This window comes from Enterobacter cloacae complex sp. P40C2 (assembly GCF_014930695.1).
GTDB classification, from domain to species: domain Bacteria; phylum Pseudomonadota; class Gammaproteobacteria; order Enterobacterales; family Enterobacteriaceae; genus Enterobacter; species Enterobacter pasteurii.
In genome coordinates this window covers 206,801-233,022 of the sequence record NZ_JADBRP010000004.1, presented here as the reverse complement: position 1 = coordinate 233,022, position 26,222 = coordinate 206,801, and the positions used below count along the sequence as shown (strand labels likewise).

The window sequence follows — 26,222 nt, the reverse complement described above, 5'->3', positions numbered from 1 at the left end:
GAGGAAAAGACGAATGTGCGGTATTGTCGGTATCGCCGGTTTCATGCCGGTAAACCAGTCGATTTATGACGCGTTAACGGTGCTTCAGCACCGTGGGCAGGATGCTGCGGGTATCATCACCATTGATGCAAACAACTGCTTCCGTTTACGCAAGGCGAACGGCTTGGTAAACGATGTGTTTGAAGCCCGCCATATGCAGCGTCTGCAAGGTAATATGGGGATCGGTCACGTTCGTTATCCTACTGCTGGCAGTTCCAGCGCCTCCGAGGCTCAGCCTTTTTACGTTAACTCCCCGTATGGCATCACGCTTGCCCACAACGGCAACCTGACCAACGCTCACGAGCTGCGTAAAAAGCTGTTTGAAGAGAAACGTCGCCACATTAACACCACGTCTGATTCTGAGATCCTGCTCAATATCTTTGCCAGCGAGCTGGATAACTTCCGTCACTATCCGCTGGAAGCCGATAACATCTTTGCCGCCGTTGCTGCGACTAACCGCCTGATCCGCGGCGCGTACGCCTGCGTGGCGATGATTATCGGCCACGGCATGGTGGCCTTCCGCGATCCAAACGGGATTCGCCCGCTGGTGCTCGGCAAGCGCGAGCTCGGCGATGGCCGTACCGAGTACATGGTTGCCTCCGAAAGCGTGGCGCTGGATACGCTGGGCTTCGAATTTCTGCGTGACGTTGCGCCGGGCGAAGCGGTTTACATCACCGAGAAGGGCCAGCTGTTCACACGCCAGTGCGCCGACAGCCCGGTCAGCAACCCGTGCCTGTTTGAATACGTTTACTTCGCGCGTCCTGACTCGTTCATCGACAAGATCTCCGTTTACAGCGCCCGCGTGAACATGGGCACGAAGCTGGGTGAGAAGATTGCCCGCGAGTGGGACGACCTCGATATCGACGTCGTCATTCCTATTCCGGAAACCTCCTGCGACATCGCGCTGGAGATCGCCCGCATTCTGGACAAGCCGTACCGTCAGGGCTTCGTGAAGAACCGCTACGTTGGCCGCACCTTTATCATGCCGGGCCAGCAGCTGCGCCGTAAATCCGTGCGCCGCAAGCTGAACGCCAACCGTGCCGAGTTCCGCGATAAGAACGTGCTGCTGGTGGATGACTCCATCGTGCGTGGCACGACGTCCGAGCAGATTATCGAGATGGCGCGTGAAGCAGGCGCGAAGAAGGTGTATCTCGCCTCTGCGGCACCGGAAATCCGCTTCCCGAACGTGTACGGCATCGATATGCCTACCGCCACCGAGCTGATTGCTCACGGCCGCGAAGTGGACGAAATTCGTCAGATCATCGGGGCCGACGGCCTGATTTTCCAGGATCTGAACGATCTTATCGACGCGGTGCGCGCCGAGAACCCGGATATTCAGCAGTTCGAATGCTCCGTGTTTAACGGGATCTACGTGACCAAAGACGTTGACCAGCAGTATCTCGACTACCTGGATTCGCTGCGTAACGACGACGCGAAAGCCGTCCAGCTGCAAAACGATCTCGAAAGCTTAGAGATGCACAACGAAGGTTGATGCTAACGCAGGTGAGGGCGCTCGCCCTCACTTGCAACTCCCCGTAAAATCCTGCACAGTCTGCCCTGAAATCAGCAAGGGCGAAAATCATGAAACGACTCATTGTAGGGATCAGCGGTGCCAGCGGCGCCATTTATGGCGTCCGGCTGTTACAGGTGCTGCGTGACGTTGCCGACGTGGAAACCCATCTGGTGATGAGCCAGGCGGCGCGCCAGACCCTCTCTCTTGAAACCGACCTTTCGCTGCGCGACGTTCAGGCCCTGGCTGACGTTGTCCACGATGCGCGCGATATCGCTGCCAGCATCTCGTCGGGCTCGTTTAAAACCGCAGGCATGGTCATTTTGCCCTGTTCCATTAAAACCCTTTCCGGGATTGTGAACAGCTATACCGACACGCTGGTGACGCGCGCGGCAGACGTGGTGCTGAAGGAGCGTCGCCCTCTGGTTCTCTGCGTGCGGGAAACCCCGCTGCACCTGGGGCATCTGCGCCTGATGACGCAGGCGGCCGAACTGGGCGCCGTGATTATGCCGCCGGTCCCGGCGTTCTACCATCGCCCGCAAACGCTGGATGACGTCATTAATCAGACCGTTAATCGCGTGCTGGATCAGTTCGATATCGACCTGCCGGAAGATCTCTTTACCCGCTGGCACGGGGCGTGAAGGGATGCACCTGCAGGGTGCATGAAAAGTTGTTTTGCCCTGTTTCAGGGCAAAACTGCAACCGCGATCATATCCTCGACATTTAATTCGCTTTTTCCCTTTTTCTCTTTCCGGTTCGTTCGGCAGACCTGCTATCTTTCACCATTAAGGCAGTATCGCAACGTTTTATTAACATATTTAACGTCGTAGTTTTAGCCCGACGGCAATGTGGCATAAGACCTGCAAGAGCAGCCTGCAACACAACACACAACGCAAACCATAATAAAATCACGGTTCTTGAGGGTAAATGTATGAAGAAGACGGTTCTGGCTCTGTCTTTGCTCGTGGGCTTGAGTGCGGCAGCAGGTAGCTATGCAGCGCTTCCACAGACGGTTCGTATCGGTACGGACGCAACCTACGCGCCATTCTCTTCGAAGGATGCGAAAGGCGATTTCGTTGGGTTTGATATCGACCTGGGAAATGAGATGTGCAAGCGCATGGAAGTGAAATGCACGTGGGTGGGCAGTGACTTTGACGCGCTGATCCCATCGCTGAAAGCCAAGAAAATTGATGCGATTATCTCTTCTCTCTCCATCACGGAAAAACGTCAGCAGGAGATCGCCTTCTCCGATAAGCTCTACGCGGCCGATTCACGTCTGATTGCCGCGAAAGGCTCACCGATCCAGCCGACCATCGACTCCCTGAAAGGCAAGCATGTTGGCGTGCTTCAGGGGTCGACTCAGGAAGGCTACGCAAATGCCAACTGGCGCGAGAAGGGCGTTGATGTGGTCGCCTATCAGAACCAGGATCTGATCTACTCTGACCTGGCGGCGGGCCGTCTGGACGCGGCGTTCCAGGATGAGGTTGCCGCAAGCGAAGGCTTCCTGAAGCAGCCTGCGGGGAAAGAGTACGCCTTTGCCGGCCCGTCCGTGAAGGATAAAAAATACTTTGGTGATGGCACCGGTATTGGCCTGCGTAAAGATGATACCGAGCTGAAAGCCGCCTTCGACAAAGCTTTCTCCGAGCTGCGTAAAGACGGAACCTACGACAAACTGGCGAAGAAATATTTCGATTTTAACGTCTACGGTGACTAACGCCCGACGGCAATGCTCTGTTTTGGTGCATTGCGGGTGTTGATGATCCAATATGGTGCATCTGGTGCACCGTATTGGATCGCTTCGTGCATAGTTAAGCATTTAAAATGCAAAAATTCCCGCCCGGCGGCATTAATCTTTGCCTGAATGAGGGGATTAATGGCACATTAACGTCACCCCGTGGTCGTAAAAATCTCGTATTAAGACAGTTTGTTGAGGACAGATATGAAAAAACTGGTGTTGTCACTTTCTCTGGTACTGGCCTTTTCCAGCGCCACCGCGGCATTCGCAGCAATCCCGCAGAAAATTCGTATTGGTACTGACCCCACCTATGCGCCTTTCGAATCCAAGAATGCGAAGGGTGAACTGGTCGGTTTTGACATCGATCTGGCTAACGAGCTGTGCAAACGCATTAAAGCGCAATGTACCTACGTTGAAAACCCGCTTGACGCGCTGATCCCGTCCCTGAAAGCGAAAAAAATCGACGTGATCATGTCCTCCCTCTCTATTACGGAAAAACGCCAGCAGGAGATTGCCTTCACCGACAAACTCTATGCTGCCGATTCACGTCTGGTTGTGGCGAAATCTTCCGACATTCAGCCAACTATCGACTCGCTGAAGGGCAAACGCGTGGGCGTGCTGCAGGGCACCACCCAGGAAACCTACGGCAATGAGCACTGGGCGCCGAAAGGGATCGAAATCGTCTCCTATCAGGGCCAGGAAAATATCTACGCTGACCTGACGGCAGGCCGTATCGATGCGGCGTTCCAGGACGAAGTCGCGGCGAGCGAAGGCTTCCTGAAACAGCCGGTGGGTAAAGATTATAAGTTCGGCGGTCCGTCCATTAAGGATGAAAAACTGTTCGGCGTCGGCACCGGTATGGGCCTGCGTAAAGAAGACAATGAACTGCGTGAAGCCCTGAACAAAGCGTTCGCCGAGATGCGCGCGGACGGCACCTACGACAAGCTGGCGAAAAAGTACTTCGATTTTAATGTTTACGGCGGCTAATCGCCCCGTCTGATAACGTGCGGCCCCTCCCGCTGCGGGAGGGGAAAAGACACGGTTCCACCACTCACGAGACGACAGGGCAGGCGGTATGCTGTACGGATTTTCTGGCGTTATTTTACAGGGCGCGCTTGTCACCCTTGAGCTGGCTATCAGCTCCGTGGTGCTGGCGGTGCTGATAGGCCTGGCGGGCGCGGGGGCAAAGTTATCGGCCAACAGACCGCTGGCACTGATATTTGAAGGCTATACCACGCTGATTCGCGGCGTTCCTGACCTGGTGCTGATGCTGCTGATCTTCTACGGGCTGCAAATTGCGCTTAACGGCGTGACGGATGCCGTCGGCATGGATCAGATCGATATCGATCCGATGGTGGCTGGCATCATTACCCTGGGCTTTATCTACGGCGCATACTTCACTGAAACCTTCCGCGGCGCGTACATGGCTGTCCCGAAAGGGCACATTGAAGCGGCGACCGCCTACGGTTTTACCTCTTCACAAACGTTCCGTCGGATCATGTTTCCGGCCATGATGCGCTACGCGCTCCCGGGCATCGGCAACAACTGGCAGGTTATTCTCAAAGCGACGGCGCTGGTCTCCCTGCTCGGCCTGGAAGATGTGGTGAAGGCCACGCAGCTGGCGGGTAAGAGCACCTGGGAACCGTTCTACTTTGCGGTGGTCTGCGGCGTGATTTATCTGGTCTTTACGACCGTCTCCAATGGTGTGCTGCTTCTGCTCGAACGTCGCTACTCCGTGGGTGTGAAGAGGGCTGACCTGTGATTGAGATTATTCAGGAGTACTGGAAATCCCTGCTGTGGACGGACGGCTACCGCTTTACCGGCGTGGCGATCACGCTGTGGCTGCTGATCTCCTCCGTGGTGATGGGCGGTATTCTGGCGGTGTTTTTGGCCATCGGGCGCGTGTCGAACAACAAATTTATCCGCTTCCCGATCTGGCTGTTCACCTACGTGTTTCGCGGCACGCCGCTGTACGTGCAGCTGCTGGTGTTCTATTCGGGAATGTACACGCTGGAGATCGTGAAAGGCACCGAGATGCTGAACGCGTTCTTCCGCAGCGGTCTGAACTGTACGGTGCTGGCGTTAACGCTCAACACCTGCGCCTATACCACCGAGATCTTCGCCGGGGCCATCCGTTCCGTGCCGCACGGTGAGATCGAGGCGGCGCGCGCGTACGGTTTCTCCTCCGTGAAGCTTTACCGCTGCATTATTCTGCCTTCGGCGCTGCGAATCGCGCTGCCGGCATACAGCAACGAGGTGATTTTGATGCTGCATTCGACGGCACTGGCGTTTACCGCCACGGTACCGGATCTGTTAAAAATCGCCCGCGATATTAACTCCGCGACCTACCAGCCGTTTACCGCGTTTGGCATTGCGGCGGTGCTCTATTTGATCATTTCTTACGTCTTGATCAGCCTGTTCCGTAAGGCTGAAAAACGCTGGTTGCAGCATATAAAACCGTCGACGCACTGAGAATTTATGATGGCTGAGAACAAATTAAACGTAATTGATTTGCACAAGCGCTACGGCGAACATGAAGTGCTGAAAGGGGTATCGCTGCAGGCGAATGCGGGCGACGTGATCAGTATTATCGGCTCATCCGGTTCCGGTAAGAGTACGTTCCTGCGCTGCATTAACTTCCTCGAAAAGCCGAGTGAAGGTTCGATTGTGGTGAGCGGGCAGAATATTAATATGGTCCGCGATAAAGACGGCCAGCTTAAGGTGGCGGATAAAAACCAGCTGCGCCTGCTGCGTACGCGTCTGACGATGGTGTTCCAGCACTTTAACCTCTGGAGCCACATGACGGTGCTGGAGAACGTTATGGAAGCGCCGGTTCAGGTACTCGGCTTAAGCAAGCAGGAGGCCCGCGAGCGTGCGGTGAAATATCTGGCGAAGGTGGGCATCGACGAGCGCCAGCAGATTAAGTATCCGGTGCACCTGTCGGGCGGTCAGCAGCAGCGCGTTTCCATCGCCCGCGCGCTGGCGATGGAGCCTGAAGTGCTGCTGTTTGACGAACCGACCTCCGCCCTTGACCCTGAACTCGTCGGCGAGGTGCTGCGCATCATGCAGAAGCTGGCCGAAGAGGGCAAAACGATGGTAGTGGTGACGCACGAGATGGGCTTTGCCCGTAACGTTTCTAATCACGTTATCTTCCTGCATCAGGGCAAGATTGAGGAGCAGGGGCACCCGGATGAGGTGCTGGCGAATCCGCAAAGCCCGCGTCTGCAGCAGTTCCTCAAGGGATCGTTGAAATAGTCTTGCGGAACTGGATTGGGCTGAGGGGGACGTTTCTCCCTCTCCCCGTGGGAGAGGGCTGGGGTGAGGGCATCAGGTCGCGCCACGCTCCAGCCGGTACGCCCAGTCGTCGTAACGCACGCCGTTAATCTCGTACGCCTTCTCCAGCACCTGCGTGCGCACAAAGCCGGCTTTCTCCAGCACGCGCACCGATCCGCCGTTATCCGCCAGTACATACGCATTAATTGCCTTCACGCCGATCTGGTTAAAGGCGTATTCGCACACCGCACGCAGCGCCTCGCTGGCAATCCCTTTTCCCTGCGCGGCAGGCACCACGGTATAGCCAATATCCGCCTCTTCACGGTTCGCCGCGCTGATTTGCAGTCCGATATCGCCCAGCGGCGTATCGTCATTATGCAGACGGATCGCGAAGACATGCTCCGCCAACAGACGTGCGGCAAATACGCGGCGCGTCTCCTTTTCCGGGGCGATGGCGGCCATGTAACGCATGATAAGAGGATCTTCACGCAGCGAGCGAAAGAAGGCCCAGTCAGAAGGTTCGAAAGGTGTGAGGTGAAGCCGGGCTGTAGTGATGGTTGCCATAGTTACGCCATATCATCCAGACATGGCGTATAACTGTAACATATTCACCGCACCACATCCCCCAGCGCCTCTTCCAGGTCATACCAGCGGAACGTAAACCCGGCCGCTTCCAGCCGTTTCGGCAGCGCGCGCTGGCCGCCCAGCACCAGCACCGACGATTCACCCATCAACAGCCGAATCGCCGTCGCGGGCACGCGCAGTACCGCCGGGCGGTGCAGGGCATGGCCCAGCGCGTGCGCAAACTGTTCATTACGTACCGGATACGGTGACACCATGTTAAACGGCCCGCGCAGGTCGTTATCCAGCAGCCAGATAATGCCGTTAACCATATCGTCGATGTGGATCCACGCCAGGTACTGACGTCCGTTGCCGATGGGCCCGCCAAGCCCCATTTTAAACGGCGGCAGCATTTTGCCGAGAATACCGCCCTTCGGGGCGAGCACCACGCCGGTGCGCAGCAGGCAGACGCGGGTATTATCGCTCTGCGCACCGCAGGCGATGCGCTCCCACTGGGCGCAGAGCTTGTGGGTAAACTCGTTATGCGGAGGCTCTTCCTCAGTCACCACCACTTCCCCGAGATCGCCGTAGTATCCCGTGGCAGAGCCGGAAATCAGCACCGACGGCGGCGTTTCGCTGTTGCGAATCAGCTCAACCAGCTTCCCGGTTATGTTCCAGCGGCTGCTGCATAAGCGCTGTTTTTGCTCTTCGGTCCAGCGCTTATCGGCGATGGGTTCGCCTGCGAGGTTGATGACGGCATCAAAGCCGTTCAGATCCTGCCGTTCCGCCAGGCCTTTCCAGAACGCCACCCCGCCACCCAGCACCTGACGGGCTTTCTCCGGGCTGCGCGTGACCACGGTGATGTCGTGATGCAGCGCCCGCAGGCGCGGAATGAGATGGCGACCAATCAGGCCCGTACCGCCGGTGAGCAGAATCTTCATACAACCTCCAGGTTTACGCCTGGCGCCGCCAGCTTAACGTCATGGAGACGGAGTCGGCGTAGCGCAGGGCGTGAAGTTTATCGATCTCCACTTCAGCATAAGTGACCCAGTGGTGTTCGCGTGCGATGTCGAGCACATCCTGAGTTAATTTTTCCAGCAGCGCGAAACGGTTGTTCTCGACGTACTGGATGATGCTTTTGGTGATCGTGCGATAGTTCAGCGCGTCATTAATGTCTTCGCTGGCGCGCGCCTTGTCCGCCGGGTAATGGATCGCGACATTCACCACGATATCCTGGCGATTAGCGATCTCTTCCTCTTTGATGCCAATGAACGTGCGCAGGCGTAAATTTTTTATACGAATAACAGCGTCATGCTGGGACATTGCAGGTCTTCTCCGTGTCAGTATTATCGCCTCATCATACATGAGGACAACACCTGCACCCAACGGGGCGCAGGCTCAAATCTGATGGATTTTTTGCATGGCGCGTTCGGTGGCCGGACGGGTTCGGATGCGCTCAAACCAGTTGTTCACCGCCGGATAGGTGGCCAGGTCAATCCGGTGGCGTTCATGGGTATTGACCCACGGCCAGCAGGCGATATCTGCGATGCTATAGTGATCGCCACCGAGCCACGGTGACGTTTCCAGCCGCCGGTTGAGGACGCCGTACAGGCGCTGCGTTTCGACCTGATATCGCTCAATGGCATAAGGGATAGTTTGCGGCGCATAGGCGGTGAAATGGTGGTTCTGCCCCAGCATCGGCCCCAGGCCGCTCGACTGCCAGAATAACCATTGCAGCGTGTGATGGCGTTCGCGCAGCTCCCCGCTCAGAAGCTTGCCGGTTTTCTCCGCCAGATAAAGCAGTATCTCCCCGGATTCAAACAGGCTTAGCGGTTTTCCGCCGTCTGAAGGCAGGTTATCAATGATGGCCGGAATTTTATTGTTGGGCGAGATGGCCAGAAAAACGGGGCGGAACTGATCGCCTTTGCTGATATCAACGCGAATGATTCGGTAGTCCAGTTCGGCTTCTTCGAGAAAGAGGGTGATCTTATGACCATTCGGGGTAGGGGCATAATAAAGATCTATCATTCTCAACTCCTGTCTGTGCGAATAGTGTTGCCATGAAAAAACAGTATAGGTGTTTGTTGTAAATCGTGAGTTTTCATCAAGTGACAGCGAGGCCGGGAGATTATATCTTGAGTAAAAACCGATCAGCCGATGAGGATGTTATGAGCCAGCCTGTAATAACGTTGTGGTCCGATGCGAACTTCTTTTCTCCTTATGTTTTGAGCGTTTACGTTGCGCTGGCTGAAAAGGGGCTTTCCTTTAGTCTGAAAACCGTCGATCTGGACAGTGGCGAACATCTGAAGCCTCAGTGGCAGGGTTACGCGCTCACCCGCCGGGTGCCCGTGCTGGAGATTGACGGCTTTGAATTAAGTGAATCCTCGGCAATTGACGAGTACCTTGAAGACCGCTTTGCGCCACCGGAGTGGGAACGCATTTATCCTCACGATCTGCAAAAGCGCGCCCGTGCCCGTCAGATTCAGGCGTGGCTGCGAAGCGATCTGGTGCCGATTCGCACGGAGCGATCGACGGATGTGGTGTTTGCAGGGGTCAAAAAGCCAGCCCTCAGCGAGGAGGGGATAGCCAGCGCTCAGAAGCTGATTGATACCGCTTCATCACTGCTGGCCCACGGCAACCCCAATCTGTTTGGCGAGTGGTGTATTGCCGATACCGACCTTGCGCTGATGCTGAATCGCCTGATCCTTAACGGAGATGCGGTCCCACAGCTGCTGGTGGATTATGCCGCGTTCCAGTGGCAACGCGCATCGGTACAGCGCTATCTGGCACTCTCTGCTAAGCGTGCAGGCTGATAAGCCCGGGCGCTTCAGGTATGATATGGGCAGTCTGTATTTCCGAGGAGTAACTGATGAAGCTGATGTTTGCATCGGATATTCATGGATCGCTGCCCGCGACCGAGCGCGTGCTTTCTCTGTTTGACCAGAGCGGAGCGCAATGGCTGGCGATCCTGGGCGACGTGTTAAACCACGGCCCACGCAACGCGCTGCCGGAAGGCTATGCGCCCGCCCAGGTGGCGGAAAAACTGAATCACTACGCCTCCCGTATTATTGCCGTGCGCGGCAACTGCGACAGCGAAGTGGATCAGATGCTGCTGCAATTTCCCATCACCGCTCCCTGGCAACAGGTGCTGCTGGAAAACTGCCGTCTGTTCCTGACGCATGGGCACCTGTTCGGCCCGGATAAACTCCCGCCGCTCGCGGCTGGCGATGTCCTGGTTTACGGTCATACTCATATTCCGGTAGCGGAAAAACGCGGGGCGATTTATCACTTTAATCCCGGCTCTGTCAGCATTCCTAAAGGCGGCTACCCGGCAAGCTACGGCATGTTTGAAGACGGGACATTAAGCGTTATCGCACTTAATGATCAGCAAGTTATTGCGCAGATAGCGATTAATCCGTAAGTTACACCACAACTGCAAACGCGCCGTAAGAGCGCTTAGACGAGAAGGTTTCCCGATGGTGGAGCAGAATCATTTGGCAAGTACTGAGTGGGTTGACATTGTCAGCGAAGAAAATGAAGTGATCGCGCAGGCCAGCCGCGAACAAATGCGTGCGGAGCGTCTGCGTCACCGCGCTACGTACATCGTTGTTCATGACGGAATGGGCAAGATCCTGGTCCAGCGCCGCACGGACACCAAAGATTTTCTTCCAGGCATGCTGGATGCCACCGCGGGCGGCGTCGTCCAGGCCGATGAAGTTCTGCTGGATTCCGCACGTCGTGAAGCGGAAGAAGAGTTAGGCATTGCCGGCGTGCCGTTTGCCGAGCACGGCCAGTTCTATTTTGAAGACGAACATTGCCGCGTCTGGGGCGGTCTGTTTAGCTGCGTTTCCCACGGGCCTTTCGCCCTGCAGGAAGAGGAAGTTAGCGAAGTTAGCTGGATGACGCCGGAAGAGATCACCGCCCGCTGCGATGAGTTCACGCCGGACTCCTTAAAAGCGCTGGCGCTGTGGATGACCCGCAACGCCAAAAACGAATCCGCTAAGCCGGAAAACAAAGCGGAAAAAGAGGAAGAGGCGGAGTAAGCCTCAACAGCTTTCCCGCAGGCACAGGCTGGACGCGATGGGCTTACGATCGCGCCAGCCTCCGTCATTCAGACGCTCCAGAAGCGCTTTTCCGGCCTCAATCCCAATCTTACGATGCGGCACCGCCATCGTCGTCAGCGGCGGCTGGCAGACCCGGCTGACGTCGCTATCGCCAAAGCCAACCACCGCCAGATCGTCCGGCACTTTGATGCGTCGTCGCTGGCATTCGTACAGCGCGCCGCAGGCCAGCTCGTCAGAAACGCACACCAGCGCATCCAGCTCCGGCCACGCCAGCAGAAATTCAGGCAGCTGCGCCGCACCGGTCGAGAAGTTCGGCGGCATGGCGGCGTTAATCACCCGGTTCGGCGACAGGTGGTGGCGCAGCATCGCCTTGTACCAGCCCTGCAAATGCTGCTGGAAAATCCACTGCTCCTGGTTGGCACACAGCAGGCCAATGTTCTGGTAGCCGCGCTTAATGACCATTTCCGTGAGCTCCTGCATGGCGGCGACGTTATCAATACCGATGTTCATATCAATCGGATCGGCGCGCATCGCCCCCATTTCCATCACCGGAATGGAGGCATTTTTCAGCCAGTGGCGGACCGTGTCGGAGTGCTCAACGCTGAGCAAAATCGCGGCGGCGATATTCGACGCCAGCAGCGTTTCAAGCAGTTTCTCTTCCTGTTCGACTCGATGCTGAGACTCCGCCAGCATGATCTGGTAACCGGCGGGCTGAAGCACCTGCTGAAGCCCGGCAAACATCTCTGAACATCCGGCTTCGGAAAGGTTGGGAACGACCATCGCGATCGTCCACGATGACGCCGATGCCAGTGCGCTGGCGGCCAGGTTGGGCATATACCCCAGCTCCTGAACCGCAGCTTCAATTTTTTCACGCAGTTTATCGGAAACCTGTTCGGGCGTGCGGAGCGCGCGTGAGACGGTCATTGTGCCGACGCCGGCAAGCTGCGCGACATCTGCGAGGGTTACTTTTCCGGTGCTGCGCCGTTTTCGGGTTAAAGACATACATCTTCCTGCTGACAGGACGCGATTGAATTTCATCCTTCATTTTACGTGACTGGCAGTATACGCCTTAAATCCCTTTTTTTGCTGTGATTTCATACCGTGCGGGTAATTTGATAGCGCTATCACACTTCTGCATGTTAGTTTTTGGTAGCGCTATCTTTGTGATCCCGATCGCAGTCATTGGCTGACGGGTTGAATAAAGTTCGACCATGTCAGGCGTTACGCGGGAGTAAAAAATGCTCAAAAAATGGATATATGATACAACCATTACGCTACAGGATAGCGTCGAAAACTGGCCGCAGGCGCTGGAGATTTGTGCGAAACCGCTGCTGGAAATGCAGGTTATTTCGCCGGAATACGTTACGGCCATCGTCGCGCAGCACCACACGCTAGGGCCTTACTACGTGCTGGCGCCAGGGCTGGCAATGCCGCATGCGCGCCCGGAAGAAGGGGCGAAAGGTCTCGGCCTCTCATTATTAAAGCTGAAGCAGGGCGTTTCGTTTGGCGCCGGTGAGTTTGACCCCGTCGATGTGATTATTATGCTGGCGGCGCCGGACAAACACAGCCATATCGAAACAATCTCCGCGCTCGCAGAACTCTTTTCCAGCGACGCGGATATGGCGAAATTGCATCAGGCAAATACCCTGGAGGAGATAAAAGCCATTATCGACCGCTTCTGATTTAATTATTTCATCCGATTTATCTCAACATTACGCATCAGCGTGATGGGGCGTGCTCTACTCAAAAAAGGGGTTAAAAATGAAAATTATGGCTATTTGCGGCTCCGGCCTGGGCAGCAGTTTTATGGTCGAAATGAATATTAAAAAAGTGCTCAAAAAGCTGGAAATAGAGGCCGAGGTTGAACACTCCGATCTCTCCTCCGCCACGCCGGGTGCGGCCGACCTGTTTGTAATGGCAAAAGACATTGCAGCCAGCGCCAGCGTGCCGGAAAGCCAGCTGGTGGTGATCAACAACATCATCGATATCAACGAACTCGAAGCGCAGCTGCGTGCCTGGTTCGAAAGACAATAATCCTGATAAGGCGAGGTGGATATGTTTATCCTTGAAACGCTGAATTTCGTTGTTGATATTTTAAAAGTCCCTTCGGTGCTGGTGGGGTTAATTGCCTTAATTGGTCTGGTTGCGCAGAAAAAAGCGTTTTCAGATGTCGTAAAAGGCACAATTAAAACGATTCTCGGCTTTATTGTGCTGGGCGGCGGCGCCACGGTGCTGGTAGGTTCATTAAATCCCCTGGGCGGCATGTTTGAGCACGCCTTTAATATCCAGGGCATTATTCCAAACAATGAAGCGATTGTATCGATTGCCCTGGAAAAATACGGTGCTTCCACCGCGCTCATTATGGCCTTCGGGATGGTGGCGAATATTATCGTCGCGCGCTTTACCCGCCTGAAGTACATCTTCCTGACCGGACACCACACCTTCTACATGGCGTGCATGATTGGCGTGATCCTGACGGTGGCGGGCTTTGAGGGGGTTGGGCTGGTCTTCACCGGCTCGCTGATCCTCGGCCTGATCATGGCCTTCTTCCCGGCAATTGCGCAGCGCTATATGAAGCGCATCACCGGCAACGATGAGATCGCCTTCGGTCACTTCGGTACGCTGGGCTACGTGCTGTCCGGCTGGATCGGCGGCAAAGTCGGCAAAGGCTCGCGCTCTACCGAAGAGATGAACCTGCCGAAAAACCTCAGCTTCCTGCGCGACAGCTCGATCTCCATCTCCCTCACCATGATGATTATCTATCTGATCATGGCGGTGAGCGCCGGGCGCGAGTATGTGGAAGCGACCTTCAGCGGCGGCCAGAACTACCTGGTGTACGCCATCATCATGGCAATCACCTTTGCGGCGGGCGTTTTCATCATCCTCCAGGGCGTGCGCCTGATTCTGGCGGAAATCGTCCCGGCCTTTACCGGCTTCTCTGAAAAACTGGTCCCCAACGCGCGTCCCGCGCTGGACTGTCCGGTTGTCTATCCCTACGCGCCAAATGCGGTGCTGATTGGTTTCCTGTTCAGCTTCCTGGGCGGGATTGTGGGGCTGGTCATCTGCGGACAGCTTAACTGGGTGCTGATCCTGCCGGGCGTTGTTCCGCACTTCTTCACCGGCGCGACCGCAGGCGTGTTTGGTAACGCCACCGGCGGACGTCGCGGGGCGATGATTGGCGCATTTGCCAACGGCCTGCTGATCACCTTCCTGCCGGTTCTGCTGCTGCCGGTGCTGGGCGCGATTGGCTTTGCCAATACCACCTTCTCGGATGCCGATTTTGGCGCGGTCGGGATTGTGCTGGGCAACCTGGCGCGCTTCCTGTCGCCGCTTGCCATCACCGGGCTGGTTGTTGCGTTGTTCGCGCTGCTGGTGGCCTACAACGTATTCGCTAAAAACAAACCTGCGGGCGGTGACGCGCAGGAAAATACCGGAGCCAAATGATGAATGAGAACGAAATAACCGAACTGGCGCGTCAGATCCGCCTTGAGACGCTGAAATCCCTGACGCAGCTGGGTTTTGGCCACTATGGCGGCAGCATGTCGGTCGTCGAAACGCTGGCGGTGCTGTACGGCGCGGTAATGAAGATTGACCCGGCCGATCCGGACTGGCCTGAGCGAGACTACTTTGTGCTGTCGAAAGGCCATGCGGGCCCGGCGCTCTACAGCACGCTGGCGATTAAAGGCTACTTCCCGATTGAAGAGCTGAGCACGCTGAACCAGAACGGAACGCGTCTTCCCAGCCACCCGGATCGTCTGAAAACCCGCGGCGTGGACGCCACCACCGGTTCGCTTGGACAGGGGATCTCTATCGCCGGCGGCATGGCGCTGTCGCACAGGCTGGCAGGAAGACCAAACCGGGTGTTCTGCATCGTTGGCGACGGGGAGCTGAACGAGGGGCAGTGCTGGGAAGCGTTCCAGTTTATTGCCCACCATCGCCTGAATAACCTGACCGTGTTCGTGGACTGGAACAAACAGCAGCTCGACGGCGAGCTGGACGAGATCGTCTGCGCGTTCGACCTGGAAGAGAAGTTCCGCGCCTTTGGCTTTGACGCGGTGACGGTGAAGGGGGACGACATTCCGGCGCTGCTGGAGGTAACGTCGCCGATGCCCGGGGCCGATGCGCGCCCGCGGGTAGTGATCCTCGACAGCATCAAAGGGCAGGGGGTGCCGTACCTGGAACAGCTCGGCAACTCGCACCATCTGCGGTTAACCCCGGAGAGCAAAGCGGCCCTCAACGAGACGATTCGCCAACTGGAGGCTTCACATGATTAAGCTTGCACCGCCACAACAGAAAGATGCCGTTGAGATGCGTAAGGTCTACGCGGGCTTTGTGGCAAAACAGATTGAGGCCGGGAGCGAGATTATTGCCCTCGAAGCGGATCTGATGAGTTCGATGGCGATGGATGGCGTGGCGCGCGATTATCCGCAGCACGTTATCAACTGCGGTATTATGGAGGCTAACGTGATTGGAACGGCGGCGGGGCTGTCGCTTACCGGACGTAAGCCGTTCGTGCACACCTTCACCGCCTTTGCCAGCCGCCGCTGCTTCGACCAGCTGTTTATGTCCCTTGACTACCAGCGCAACAACGTGAAGGTGATTGCCTCGGACGCGGGGGTAACGGCCTGTCACAACGGCGGCACGCATATGTCGTTTGAGGATATGGGCATTGTGCGCGGCCTGGCGCACTCGGTGGTGCTGGAGGTGACCGACGCGGTGATGTTCGAAGACGTGCTGCGTCAGCTGATGGACCTGGAAGGCTTCTACTGGGTGCGCACGATACGCAAGCAGGCGCCGAGCGTGTATGCGCCGGGCTCAACGTTCACCATTGGCAAAGGCAACGTGCTGCGTGAAGGGAGTGACATCACCCTGATAGCCAACGGCATCATGGTGGCGGAAGCGCTGGAGGCGGCGCGTCAGCTAGAGCAGGAGGGCGTAAGCGCGGCGGTTATCGACATGTTTACCCTGAAGCCCATCGACAGGATGCTGGTGAAAAACTATGCCGAGAAAACCGGGCGTATTGTGACCTGCGAAAACCACAGCATCCATAACGGGCTGGGCTCGGCGGTGGCGGAAGTGCTGGTGGAAACCTGCCCGGTGCCGATGCGTCGCGTTGGCGTTAAGGAACGCTATGGTCAGGTGGGGACGCAGGACTTTCTTCAGAAGGAGTATGGCCTGACGGCCCACCATATAGTGTCGGCGGCGAGAGAGCTGCTGTAAAAAAAAGGCGACCGTCGGGTCGCCTTTTTAATGCAGTTAAAGCATTACTGCTGCTGTGAAGACTGGATCGCCGTCAGCGCGATGGTGTAGACGATATCGTCAACCAGCGCACCGCGGGAGAGGTCGTTCACAGGCTTGCGCATGCCCTGCAGCATTGGCCCGATGGAGATCAGGTCTGCTGAACGCTGTACCGCTTTATAGGTGGTGTTACCGGTGTTCAGATCCGGGAAGATGAACACGGTAGCGCGACCTGCAACCGGCGAGTTTGGCGCTTTGGATTTCGCCACGTCAGCCATAACCGCAGCATCGTACTGGAGCGGGCCGTCGATCATCAGATCCGGACGTTTTTCCTGCGCAATACGGGTTGCTTCACGGACTTTCTCTACGTCGCTACCTGCACCAGAGGTGCCGGTAGAGTAGGAGAGCATTGCCACGCGCGGTTCGATACCGAATGCCGTTGCGGAGTCCGCAGACTGGATTGCGATTTCTGCCAGCTGCTCTGCGGTTGGATCCGGGTTGATCGCGCAGTCGCCGTAAACGTAAACCTGTTCAGGCAGCAGCATGAAGAACACGGAGGAAACCAGAGAGCTACCCGGTGCCGTTTTGATCAGCTGCAGCGGCGGACGGATGGTGTTCGCGGTGGTGTGTACCGCACCGGAAACCAGGCCGTCAACTTCATCCTGCTCCAGCATCAGCGTACCCAGCACCACGTTGTCTTCCAGCTGCTCGCGCGCAACGGCTTCGGTCATGCCTTTGTTCTTACGCAGCTCAACCAGACGGGCAACGTAGCTTTCGCGAACCACTTCTGGATCGACGATTTCGATGCCTGCGCCCAGCTCAACGCCCTGGGACGCCGCAACGCGGTTAATCTCATCCGGATTACCCAGCAGCACGCAGGTCGCGATGCCGCGCTCTGCACAGATAGCGGCCGCCTTAACGGTGCGTGGTTCGTCGCCTTCTGGCAGAACAACACGTTTGCCCGCTTTACGCGCCAGCTCGGTCAGCTGGTAACGGAAGGCTGGAGGAGACAGACGGCGGCTGCGCTCGGAGGTCGCGGTCAGGGATTCGATCCAGTCTGCGTTGATATAGCCAGCAACGTATTCCTGAACCTTCTCGATACGCTCGTGGTCATCAACCGGTACTTCCAGGTTGAAGCTCTGCAGGCTCAGGGAGGTCTGCCAGGTGTTGGTGTTCACCATGAACACCGGCAGGCCGGTGGCGAACGCGCGTTCGCACAGCTTGCTTACGCGTGGGTCCATCTCATACGCGCCGGTCAGCAGGATCGCACCGATTTCCACGCCGTTCATCGCGGCCAGGCAGGCTGCAACCAGCACGTCCGGACGGTCTGCGGAGGTCACCAGCAGAGAACCAGCGCGGAAGTGCTCCAGCATGTGTGGAATGCTGCGCGCGCAGAAGGTCACGGACTTCACGCGGCGGGTATTGATGTCGCCTTCGTTGATCACGGTAGCGTTCAGGTGGCGCGCCATATCGATTGCACGGGTGGCAATCAGATCGAAGCTCCACGGCACCGCGCCCAGGACGGGCAGCGGGCTGGAATCCTGAAGTTTAGCCGGGTCAACTTTGATGACTTTCGCTTTAGAAGAGTCGTCGAAGATTTCGGACAGGTCAGGACGCGTACGGCCCTGTTCATCAACCGGTGCGTTCAGTTTGTTAACGATAACGCCGGTGATGCTGGTGTTTTTCGCACCGCCAAAGCTGCTGCGCGTCAGTTCGATACGCTCTTTCAGCTGCTCCGGGGTATCGGTGCCCTGAGACATCACGAAAACGATCTCTGCGTTCAGGGTTTTTGCGATTTCAAAGTTTAGGGACTGGGCAAACTGGTGTTTACGGGTCGGGACCAGGCCTTCAACCAGCACCACTTCAGCGTCCTGCGCGTTAGCGTGATAGTTGGCGATGATCTCTTCCATCAGCACGTCTTTCTGGTTGCTGGAGAGCAGAGACTCAACGTGGCTCATCTTCAGCGGTTCAGCCGCCGGCAGATTGGAATTTTTGCGAACGATGGTGGTGGTCTGGTCTGGCGCATCGCCACCGGCGCGAGGCTGGGCGATTGGCTTAAAGACGCTCAGACGAACGCCTTTGCGTTCCATAGCACGGATCACGCCGAGGCTGACGCTGGTCAGGCCGACGCTGGTTCCGGTAGGGATCAGCATAATTGTACGGGACACGGTTTATCCTCTTTCGTTACCGCCGCGTTGGGCGGGCTACAAAACAGCACCGCCAGCATTGCTGGCGGTGTGGAATCAGGCGGTCAGACGGCACGCGTCTTGCGCGATGACCAGCTCTTCGTTAGTTGGGATAACGATAGCCGGGCGGGTGCCTTCTTTGTTGATGAAGCCAGACTTGCCGAAGCGGGCAGCCAGGTTACGCTCGTGATCAACCTCGAAGCCCAGAACGCCCAGTTTGCCCAGGGACAGTTCGCGAACCATTGCCGCGTTCTCACCGATACCACCGGTGAAGATAACTGCGTCAAGGCGGCCTTCCATCAGCGCGGTGTAAGAACCGATGTACTTCGCCAGACGGTGGCAGTAAACGTCCATTGCACGCTTAGCGTCTGCTTTGGTTTCGTAGTTATCTTCAACGTAACGGCAGTCGCTGGTGACTTCGGTCAGACCCAGCAGGCCAGACTCTTTGGTCAGCATTTTGTTGATGTCGTCAACGCTCATGCCCAGGGTGTCGTGCAGGTGGAAGATGATCGCCGGGTCGATGTCACCGGAACGGGTACCCATCACCAGACCTTCCAGCGGGGTCAGACCCATGGAGGTATCAACACATTTACCGTTGCGGATAGCAGAAACAGAACCACCGTTGCCCAGGTGGCAGGTGATGATGTTCACTTCTTCAACCGGCTTGTTCAGCACTTTTGCGGCTTCCTGAGTCACATAGAAGTGGCTGGTGCCGTGTGCGCCGTAACGACGGACGCCATGCTCTTTGTACAGGCTGTATGGCAGGGCATAGAGGTAAGACTCTTCCGGCATGGTCTGATGGAACGCGGTATCGAACACGGCCACGTTTTTGTCTTTCAGATTCGGGAAGGATTTCAGTGCTTCAGCGATACCGATCAGGTGAGCCGGGTTATGCAGCGGTGCGAAAGACGCAGAGTCTTTGATGCCCTGGATCACAGAGTCGTCAATCACCACGGAACTGGTGTATTTTTCGCCGCCGTGGACGATACGGTGACCAATTGCAGTCAGCTGAGCAGACAGTTCTGGTTTTTGTGCCAGAATAGTGTTAACGATAAAGTTCAGCGCTTCACTGTGAGCGGCGCCTGCACCTAAAGCCGCTTCTTGTTTGCTGCCGTCCATCTTCCACTTGATACGTGCTTCAGGCAGATGGAAACATTCGGCCAAACCAGAGAGGTACTCGTCACCGTTGAGCGCATCGATGATGGCGAATTTCAGTGAAGAGCTACCGCAGTTCAGAACCAGTACTAACTTACTCGACATGGAAGTACCTATAATTGATACGTGGCTAAAAAAACGTCAATGAGTCTAAAAGCGTAACGCATGCTGACCCAGACATTTATGATTAACATCATGCCAAACGAACATTCTGGCAGGATGGAAGAAATACCTATGATTTTAAGCCATTTTGAACATTTTTCAGACAATGGCATAATATGCGATAATTTGACGAGTTAACGCTTCTCGTCTACGGCCCTATCAGGCTGGCACAGGATACCCGATACGGGGTAGCGATGACAAAATATTTTGAACGTTGTCATAGCCTGTTGTGGTTTTGCACGAAAATTTTAATTTTTATATGTGAAGTTGAGGTACAGCCATGTCGACACCCGAAATCCCGTCCGTTAACTTTTTTAGCCTGTTTCGTCGGGGACAGCATTATGCAAAGACATGGCCGATGGAAAAGCGCCTCGCGCCCATGTTCATTGAAAACCGCACCATTCGCGCCACGCGCTACGCGATCCGCTTTATGCCCCCGATCGCCGTCTTTACCCTGTGCTGGCAAATTGCGCTGGGTGGACAGCTTGGCCCGGCCGTTGCGACTGCGCTCTTTGCCTTAAGCCTGCCGATGCAGGGGCTGTGGTGGTTAGGTAAACGCTCCATTACGCCGCTTCCGCCTTCTATTTTACACTGGTTTTATGAAGTGCGTGGAAAACTGGAGGAAGCCGGCCAGGCGTTGGCGCCGGTGGAAGGCAAGCCGGACTATCAGGCGTTGGCAGATACGCTCAAGCGAGCGTTTAAACAACTTGATAAAACATTCCTCGATGACTTGTGATTGATCATCGAAACGACGACCAAAAGAAGGCACAGTAACACACCGTTACCGTGTCTTTTTTTTACAGTGCAATGCGCTACAGGAGTCGAAAGATGGAAATGACCCATGCTCAACGTCTGATTTTGTCTAACCAGTACAAGATGATGACTATGCTTGATCCCGATAACGCTGCGCGCTACAGCCGCCTGCAGACCATCGTCGAACGTGGTTTTGGTTTGCAGATGCGCGAACTGGATCGCGAGTTTGGCGAGCTGAAAGAGGAAACCTGCCGCATCGTTATAGATATCATGGAGATGTACCATGCGCTGCATGTGTCCTGGACCAACCTTAAAGACCAGCAGGCCATTGACGAGCGCCGGGTGACGTTCCTGGGATTTGATGCGGCGACGGAAGCGCGCTATCTGAGCTATGTGCGCTTTATGGTGAACACCGAAGGGCGCTACACCCACTTTGACGCGGGCACGCACGGCTTTAACGCCCAGACCCCAATGTGGGACAAATATCAGCGTATGCTGAGCGCGTGGCATGCCTGCCCGCGCCAGTACCACTTAAGCAGCAACGAAATTCAACAAATCATTAATGCCTGACGGAGGTGCGTGTGCAGTGTAAAGGTTTTCTGTTTGATCTGGACGGTACGCTGGTGGATTCGCTGCCGGTGGTTGAACGCTCGTGGTGCCACTGGGCCGACCGGCACGGCATCGACCATCAGGACGTACTGAATTTCATCCATGGCAAACAGGCCATTACCTCATTGCGGCACTTCCTGGCGGGACGTTCTGAGGAAGAGATCCAGGCGGAGTTTACCTATCTTGAGCAGATTGAGGCCACCGATACCGACGGCATCACCGCGCTGCCCGGCGCGCGCGAATTGCTTGAGCATCTGAATGAAGCGCAGATCCCCTGGGCTATCGTCACCTCCGGCTCGGTTCCCGTCGCTCACGCCCGCCACAAGGCGGCAGGTTTACCGACGCCGGACGTGTTCATTACCGCTGAACGCGTGAAGCGCGGCAAACCGGAACCGGATGCGTTTCTGCTCGGCGCCGAGCTGCTTGGCCTTGCGCCTGCGGAGTGCGTGGTTGTGGAAGATGCGGCGGCAGGCGTGCTGGCCGGGCTGAACGCCGGAAGCCACGTCATCGCCGTTAACGTTCCGGCGGGATCGCCCCGGCTGAACGAGGCAGACTTTGTGCTCAACACGCTGACTGCCATCGACGTCTCGAAGACGCCGGACGGCATTGTAACCGTCTCGCTAAAAATGTAATCCCATGATATAGCCCCACGCTGCTGGGGCTTTTTTATGGCAAAATTGCTTCTCCTCCACTGACAAGGACATGTTGTGAACGGTGAACTGATTTGGGTCCTGAGCCTGCTGTTAATGGCCATCATTCTTTTTGCCACGGGCAAGGTGCGCATGGATGCCATCGCCCTGTTCGTGATTGTCGCCTTCGTGCTGAGCGGTACGCTCTCGCTGCCGGAAGCCTTTTCCGGGTTTAGCGATCCCAACGTTATTTTGATTGCCGCCTTGTTTATCATCGGCGACGGGCTGGTACGCACCGGCGTGGCGACGATGATGGGCGCGTGGCTGGTCAAGGTGGCGGGCAGCAGCGAGACCAAAATGCTGATTTACCTGATGCTGACGGTGGCCGGGCTGGGCGCGTTTATGAGCTCAACGGGCGTCGTCGCTATTTTTATTCCGGTGGTGCTGAGCGTCTGCATGCGAATGCAGATCTCCCCGTCGCGCCTGATGATGCCGCTAAGCTTTGCCGGGCTTATCAGCGGCATGATGACGCTGGTGGCGACGCCGCCGAACCTGGTCGTTAACAGCGAACTGATCCGTGAGGGGCTTGAGGGGTTTAGCTTTTTCAGCGTTACGCCGATCGGGCTGGTCGTGCTGGTGATGGGCATTATCTATATGCTTCTCACCCGTTTTGCCCTGAAAGGGGAGAAGCAGGATAACGCCAGAGAGGGCTGGAAGCGGCGCTCCTTTCGCGATTTGATTAAAGAGTACCGCCTGACCGGGCGCGCCCGGCGTCTGGCCATCCGACCGGGTTCGCCCATGGTAGGGCAGCGGCTGGACGATCTCCGGCTGCGCGAACGCTACGGCGCAAACGTGATCGGCGTGGAGCGCTGGCGTCGCTTTCGTCGGGTGATTGTCAACGTGAACGGGGTATCCGAATTCCGGGCGCGGGATGTCCTGCTGATTGATATGTCCACGGCGGACGTGGACTTGCGTGAATTCTGTAGCGAACAGCTGCTGGAGCCGATGGTGCTGCGCGGCGAATATTTTTCTGACCAGGCGCTGGATGTCGGCATGGCCGAGGTGTCACTCATTCCGGAATCGGAGCTGTTGGGTAAAACGGTGCGCGAAATCGGCTTTCGCACCCGCTATGGCCTGAACGTGGTGGGCCTGAAGCGCGATGGCGTGGCCCTTGAAGGAGCGGTAGTGGATGAGCCACTCCTGCTGGGGGATATCTTCCTGGTAGTCGGCAACTGGAAACTGATTAGCCAGCTCGGGCAGAAAGGCCGCGACTTTGTGGTGCTGAATATGCCGATTGAGGAGAGCGACGCGTCGCCGGCGCACAGCCAGGCACCCCACGCGATATTCTGCCTGGTGCTGATGGTCTCCCTGATGCTGACGGACGAGATACCTAATCCCATAGCGGCGATAATTGCCTGCCTGCTAATGGGCAAATTTCGCTGTATCGATGCCGAAAGCGCTTACAAGGCGATTCACTGGCCGAGCATCATTCTTATTGTCGGGATGATGCCTTTCGCCCTGGCGCTACAGAAAACCGGCGGGGTGGATTTAATCGTTAAAGGCTTAATGGACGCGGGCGGCGGTTATGGTCCCTATCTGATGATGGTCTGCCTGTTTGTCATGTGCGCCTCCATCGGACTGTTTATTTCCAACACCGCCACCGCCGTGCTGATGGCGCCTATTGCGCTGGCGATGGCGAAATCGATGGGCGTTTCGCCGTATCCGTTTGCGATGATGGTTGCGATGGCGGCGTCTGCGGCGTTTATGACGCCGGTCTCTTCGCCGGTCAATACGCTGGTGCTGGGGCCGGGGAACTATAAATTCAGCGACTTCGTGAAGATTGGCGTGCCGTTCACCGTGCTGGTGATGCTGGTGTGCGTGGTGTTAATTCCGGTCTTATTCCCGTTTTAAGCAGGGGCACGCGCTTCAGGCCGGGCAGGCGACGACGCCGCCCGGCAAACGTTATAGCGGGGAGTCCTGGCTAATCTCATCCAGCGACAGATGGAAGCTCGGCACAAATACCTGCATAAAGTAGTCCATCTCCTCGCTGCGACGGGATGCCAGGGTTTTTTCGAGGCGCGTTTTCGCCAGCAGGAACTCGTTATTTCCCGCGGATAGCTCTTCCAGACATTTCAGGTACGCGCACAGCGCATCGGCCTGTTTCACCAGGGACTTTTCTTCTTCCGTATACTGATGTTCGTCGATAAGCGGCTCAAAGATATCACGCAGCTCCTCGGGCACCATTTCAATCAGCTTCTGCTGCGCAATCTTCTCAATAGCCTTATATTCCTGCGCAATCTGCGAGTTGAAATATTTCACCGGCGTCGGCAGATCCCCGGTCAGCACTTCCGAAGCATCGTGATACATCGCCAGCAGGGCGATACGCTCGGCATTCACCTGCCCGTTGAATTTGCGGTTCTTAATGGCGGCCAGCGCGTGAGCGACCATGGCAACCTGCAAACTGTGCTCTGACACGTTTTCCGTGCGCACGTTGCGCATCAGCGGCCAGCGATTGATGAGCTTCAGGCGGGAGAGGTGGGCAAAAAAATGACTCTGACTCATAGGTTACCTTACGTCTTAACAGCGACAGACTTCATTGTGCGGGGAGGGGAGGGAAGATGCAAATTAGCGGATGCTGAAAGCCGGGCAGGCGAAGCGCCACCCGGCAGGCGGGAAAGTTTACTGATGATACCCGGACAGGAAGCGTCCGAAGCGGCTGATGGCCATTTCGAGATCGTCTTCGCGCGGCAGCGTCACGATACGCACGTGGTCCGGCCACGGCCAGTTAAACGCCGTTCCCTGCACCAGCAGCACTTTTTCCTGTAGCAGGAAGTCGAGCACCATTTTCTGATCGTCGTGAATGTTGAAGCGCTTCGCGTCAATTTTCGGGAACATATACAGCGCGCCGTTTGGCTTCACGCAGGAGACGCCCGGGATATCGTTGATCAGTTCCCACGCGCGGTTGCGCTGTTCATACAGACGGCCGCCAGGCACGATGAACTCGCTGATGCTCTGATAGCCACCGAGCGCCGTCTGGATCGCATGCTGCGCCGGTACGTTGGCGCAAAGACGCATGGATGCCAGCATCTCCAGCCCTTCTATATAGCCCTTCGCATGTTTCTTCGGACCGTTCAGCACCATCCAGCCCTGACGGAAACCGGCCACGCGGTAGGTTTTAGACAGGCCGTTAAAGGTGACGGTCAGCAGGTCGGGGGCCAGCGCGGCGATAGAGTGGTGCTGCGCCGCGTCGTACAGGATCTTGTCGTAAATCTCGTCGGCAAAGATGATCAGGTTGTGCTGGCGGGCGATCTCCACGATCTCCATCAGCAACGCTTTTGAGTAGACGGCGCCCGTCGGGTTATTCGGGTTAATGATGACGATACCGCGGGTGCGTGGCGTAATTTTGGCGCGAATATCATCCAGATCCGGGAACCAGTCAGAGGATTCGTCGCACAGGTAGTGGACCGCCTTACCGCTGGACAGCGACACCGCAGCCGTCCATAGCGGGTAATCCGGCGCGGGAACCAGCATTTCGTCGCCGCTGTTCAGCAGCGCCTGCATCGCCTGGACGATCAGCTCCGACACGCCGTTGCCAATGTAGATATCTTCCACGGTAACGTCGCGCATACCGCGCGCCTGATAGTGCTGCATGATGGCTTTACGGGCGGAGTAAAGCCCTTTTGAATCGCAGTAACCCTGGGCGGTTGGCAGGTTGCGGATCACATCCACCAGGATCTCATCCGGCGCTTCAAAACCAAATGGCGCGGGGTTGCCGATGTTGAGTTTCAGAACCTTATTGCCTTCCTCTTCGAGACGTTTAGCCTCTTTAAGAACCGGGCCACGGATGTCGTAACAGACGTTGTCGAGCTTGCTGGATTTTTCGATAGGGGACATGAACCTTTAACCTTTTCGCTATTGTTGCTACTCCCTGCCGTGGAAGCTAGCACGGAACAATGTACTCCCACCGCGCTTCGTTTTGAAGGGCGCACAGAAGAAGATTTTGTACAACAGGACGGAGCCGTTGCGATCTCTTAAGCTGAATACGGACCGATCGGGTTCCTGAATTTATCGCTATACAGGCAAATGTTAGGATTTTTATGCTGAAAATTTAAAATAAATGTGAATATTGTGCTGACGTAAATTAAAAGGCGATTGGCGAGGAGGCGTTAGTCGCCGGGCGTGACCTTTCGTAAAACCTGAATGCTAAGATACGCATTGCCTTATTAGCAAAGCCAGGTTAGAAGTTACTCATGTGAAATTAATGTTAAGCGATATTAATGATTGAACTGAATCTAAATTAAACTTTAT

General features: G+C 56.3%; 28 protein-coding genes. 19 read left to right on the top strand and 9 right to left on the bottom strand.

All coding sequences use genetic code 11. The annotated features are described in order from the left end of the window. Positions 1–13 precede the first annotated feature (13 nt). The 7 genes from purF to hisP all read left to right on the top strand — a co-directional run bounded on the left by purF (position 14) and on the right by hisP (position 6,539). Positions 14–1,531 carry an amidophosphoribosyltransferase gene (gene purF, locus IM304_RS10420; protein WP_148419948.1) on the top strand — a complete coding sequence of 506 codons (1,518 nt, stop codon included), beginning with the start codon at positions 14–16 and terminating at the stop codon, positions 1,529–1,531. An 89-nt stretch (positions 1,532–1,620) separates the two neighbouring features. Beyond that, positions 1,621–2,190, top strand: a complete 570-nt coding sequence (locus tag IM304_RS10415; protein ID WP_148419947.1) for a UbiX family flavin prenyltransferase — start codon at positions 1,621–1,623, stop codon at positions 2,188–2,190. 290 nt (positions 2,191–2,480) lie between these two features. Beyond that, positions 2,481–3,263 carry a lysine/arginine/ornithine ABC transporter substrate-binding protein ArgT gene (gene argT / locus IM304_RS10410; RefSeq protein WP_148419946.1) on the top strand — a complete coding sequence of 261 codons (783 nt, stop codon included), beginning with the start codon at positions 2,481–2,483 and terminating at the stop codon, positions 3,261–3,263. 225 nt (positions 3,264–3,488) lie between these two features. After that, the gene (gene hisJ / locus IM304_RS10405) at positions 3,489–4,271 is read left to right on the top strand and encodes a histidine ABC transporter substrate-binding protein HisJ (RefSeq protein WP_148419945.1); all 783 of its coding nucleotides are present in this window, start codon (positions 3,489–3,491) and stop codon (positions 4,269–4,271) included. A gap of 88 nt (positions 4,272–4,359) precedes the next feature. Continuing rightward, positions 4,360–5,046: a histidine ABC transporter permease HisQ gene (locus IM304_RS10400; protein WP_148419944.1), complete on the top strand. Its 687-nt coding sequence runs from the start codon at positions 4,360–4,362 to the stop codon at positions 5,044–5,046. After that, positions 5,043–5,756 (top strand): histidine ABC transporter permease HisM, encoded by a 714-nt coding sequence (gene hisM / locus IM304_RS10395; RefSeq protein ID WP_148419943.1) that lies wholly within the window; start codon positions 5,043–5,045, stop codon positions 5,754–5,756. The genes IM304_RS10400 and hisM overlap by 4 nt, the downstream gene beginning before the upstream one ends. A 9-nt stretch (positions 5,757–5,765) precedes the next feature. Beyond that, a complete protein-coding gene (hisP, locus tag IM304_RS10390; RefSeq protein ID WP_148420012.1) occupies positions 5,766–6,539 on the top strand; it encodes a histidine ABC transporter ATP-binding protein HisP in 774 nt (257 codons plus the stop codon). Between the two features lie 72 nt (positions 6,540–6,611). On the opposite strand, the gene IM304_RS10385 is transcribed toward hisP, so the two are convergent. From IM304_RS10385 to yfcG, 4 genes are all read right to left on the bottom strand, one after another. After that, a complete protein-coding gene (locus tag IM304_RS10385) occupies positions 6,612–7,121 on the bottom strand; it encodes a GNAT family N-acetyltransferase (RefSeq protein ID WP_193354539.1) in 510 nt (169 codons plus the stop codon). A 44-nt stretch (positions 7,122–7,165) separates the two neighbouring features. Then, a complete protein-coding gene (locus IM304_RS10380) occupies positions 7,166–8,059 on the bottom strand; it encodes a TIGR01777 family oxidoreductase (RefSeq protein WP_193354540.1) in 894 nt (297 codons plus the stop codon). A 13-nt stretch (positions 8,060–8,072) separates the two neighbouring features. Continuing rightward, a complete protein-coding gene (gene folX / locus IM304_RS10375) occupies positions 8,073–8,441 on the bottom strand; it encodes a dihydroneopterin triphosphate 2'-epimerase (RefSeq protein WP_148419940.1) in 369 nt (122 codons plus the stop codon). 75 nt (positions 8,442–8,516) lie between these two features. Next, positions 8,517–9,146, bottom strand: a complete 630-nt coding sequence (gene yfcG / locus IM304_RS10370) for a GSH-dependent disulfide bond oxidoreductase (protein WP_148419939.1) — start codon at positions 9,144–9,146, stop codon at positions 8,517–8,519. Positions 9,147–9,286: 140 nt separating this feature from the next. Between yfcG and yfcF the strand changes: the two genes are divergently transcribed. Genes yfcF through yfcD form a run of 3 tightly spaced genes read left to right on the top strand, consistent with a single transcriptional unit; the run spans position 9,287 to position 11,161 of the window. After that, positions 9,287–9,931, top strand: coding sequence for a glutathione transferase (yfcF, locus tag IM304_RS10365; RefSeq protein ID WP_148419938.1), 645 nt, complete (start codon positions 9,287–9,289; stop codon positions 9,929–9,931). Positions 9,932–9,987: 56 nt separating this feature from the next. Next, positions 9,988–10,539, top strand: coding sequence for a phosphodiesterase (gene yfcE / locus IM304_RS10360; RefSeq protein WP_148419937.1), 552 nt, complete (start codon positions 9,988–9,990; stop codon positions 10,537–10,539). A 55-nt stretch (positions 10,540–10,594) separates the two neighbouring features. Then, on the top strand, positions 10,595–11,161 hold the full coding sequence (yfcD, locus tag IM304_RS10355) for an NUDIX hydrolase YfcD (RefSeq protein WP_003861439.1): 567 nt from the start codon (positions 10,595–10,597) through the stop codon (positions 11,159–11,161). A 3-nt stretch (positions 11,162–11,164) separates the two neighbouring features. On the opposite strand, the gene IM304_RS10350 is transcribed toward yfcD, so the two are convergent. Continuing rightward, positions 11,165–12,184: a LacI family DNA-binding transcriptional regulator gene (locus IM304_RS10350; protein ID WP_148419935.1), complete on the bottom strand. Its 1,020-nt coding sequence runs from the start codon at positions 12,182–12,184 to the stop codon at positions 11,165–11,167. Between the two features lie 236 nt (positions 12,185–12,420). On the opposite strand from IM304_RS10350, the gene IM304_RS10345 reads away from it, so the two are divergent. The 5 genes from IM304_RS10345 (at position 12,421) to IM304_RS10325 (ending at position 16,402) form a co-directional block, all read left to right on the top strand. Then, positions 12,421–12,864, top strand: coding sequence for a PTS sugar transporter subunit IIA (locus IM304_RS10345; RefSeq protein WP_193354541.1), 444 nt, complete (start codon positions 12,421–12,423; stop codon positions 12,862–12,864). 79 nt (positions 12,865–12,943) lie between these two features. Beyond that, positions 12,944–13,216 carry a PTS sugar transporter subunit IIB gene (locus tag IM304_RS10340; protein WP_003861447.1) on the top strand — a complete coding sequence of 91 codons (273 nt, stop codon included), beginning with the start codon at positions 12,944–12,946 and terminating at the stop codon, positions 13,214–13,216. A gap of 21 nt (positions 13,217–13,237) precedes the next feature. Next, positions 13,238–14,626, top strand: a complete 1,389-nt coding sequence (locus IM304_RS10335; RefSeq protein ID WP_148419933.1) for a PTS ascorbate transporter subunit IIC — start codon at positions 13,238–13,240, stop codon at positions 14,624–14,626. Then, positions 14,626–15,456: a transketolase gene (locus tag IM304_RS10330; RefSeq protein WP_193354548.1), complete on the top strand. Its 831-nt coding sequence runs from the start codon at positions 14,626–14,628 to the stop codon at positions 15,454–15,456. Before IM304_RS10335 ends, IM304_RS10330 begins: the two co-directional genes overlap by 1 nt. Further along, positions 15,449–16,402, top strand: coding sequence for a transketolase family protein (locus tag IM304_RS10325; protein WP_193354542.1), 954 nt, complete (start codon positions 15,449–15,451; stop codon positions 16,400–16,402). Before IM304_RS10330 ends, IM304_RS10325 begins: the two co-directional genes overlap by 8 nt. Positions 16,403–16,446: 44 nt before the next feature. Here IM304_RS10325 and pta read toward each other — a convergent pair whose 3' ends face one another. After that, positions 16,447–18,588, bottom strand: coding sequence for a phosphate acetyltransferase (pta, locus tag IM304_RS10320; protein ID WP_148419931.1), 2,142 nt, complete (start codon positions 18,586–18,588; stop codon positions 16,447–16,449). 75 nt (positions 18,589–18,663) lie between these two features. After that, positions 18,664–19,866 (bottom strand): acetate kinase, encoded by a 1,203-nt coding sequence (gene ackA / locus IM304_RS10315; protein WP_148419930.1) that lies wholly within the window; start codon positions 19,864–19,866, stop codon positions 18,664–18,666. Between the two features lie 337 nt (positions 19,867–20,203). On the opposite strand from ackA, the gene yfbV reads away from it, so the two are divergent. The 4 genes from yfbV (at position 20,204) to IM304_RS10295 (ending at position 23,825) form a co-directional block, all read left to right on the top strand. Continuing rightward, positions 20,204–20,659: a terminus macrodomain insulation protein YfbV gene (gene yfbV, locus IM304_RS10310; RefSeq protein ID WP_063853427.1), complete on the top strand. Its 456-nt coding sequence runs from the start codon at positions 20,204–20,206 to the stop codon at positions 20,657–20,659. A gap of 92 nt (positions 20,660–20,751) precedes the next feature. Further along, a complete protein-coding gene (locus tag IM304_RS10305) occupies positions 20,752–21,246 on the top strand; it encodes a YfbU family protein (protein ID WP_148419928.1) in 495 nt (164 codons plus the stop codon). A gap of 11 nt (positions 21,247–21,257) precedes the next feature. Next, a complete protein-coding gene (locus IM304_RS10300; RefSeq protein WP_193354543.1) occupies positions 21,258–21,917 on the top strand; it encodes a sugar phosphatase in 660 nt (219 codons plus the stop codon). 75 nt (positions 21,918–21,992) lie between these two features. Then, complete coding sequence (locus IM304_RS10295; protein WP_193354544.1) at positions 21,993–23,825, top strand: SLC13 family permease; 1,833 nt, start codon at positions 21,993–21,995, stop codon at positions 23,823–23,825. A 51-nt stretch (positions 23,826–23,876) separates the two neighbouring features. Here the strand turns inward: IM304_RS10295 and yfbR are convergent, their stop codons facing one another. Both yfbR and alaA read right to left on the bottom strand, forming a co-directional pair. Continuing rightward, positions 23,877–24,476 (bottom strand): 5'-deoxynucleotidase, encoded by a 600-nt coding sequence (gene yfbR, locus IM304_RS10290; RefSeq protein WP_148419925.1) that lies wholly within the window; start codon positions 24,474–24,476, stop codon positions 23,877–23,879. Between the two features lie 117 nt (positions 24,477–24,593). Beyond that, on the bottom strand, positions 24,594–25,808 hold the full coding sequence (gene alaA / locus IM304_RS10285) for an alanine transaminase AlaA (protein WP_013098109.1): 1,215 nt from the start codon (positions 25,806–25,808) through the stop codon (positions 24,594–24,596). Positions 25,809–26,222 lie beyond the last annotated feature (414 nt).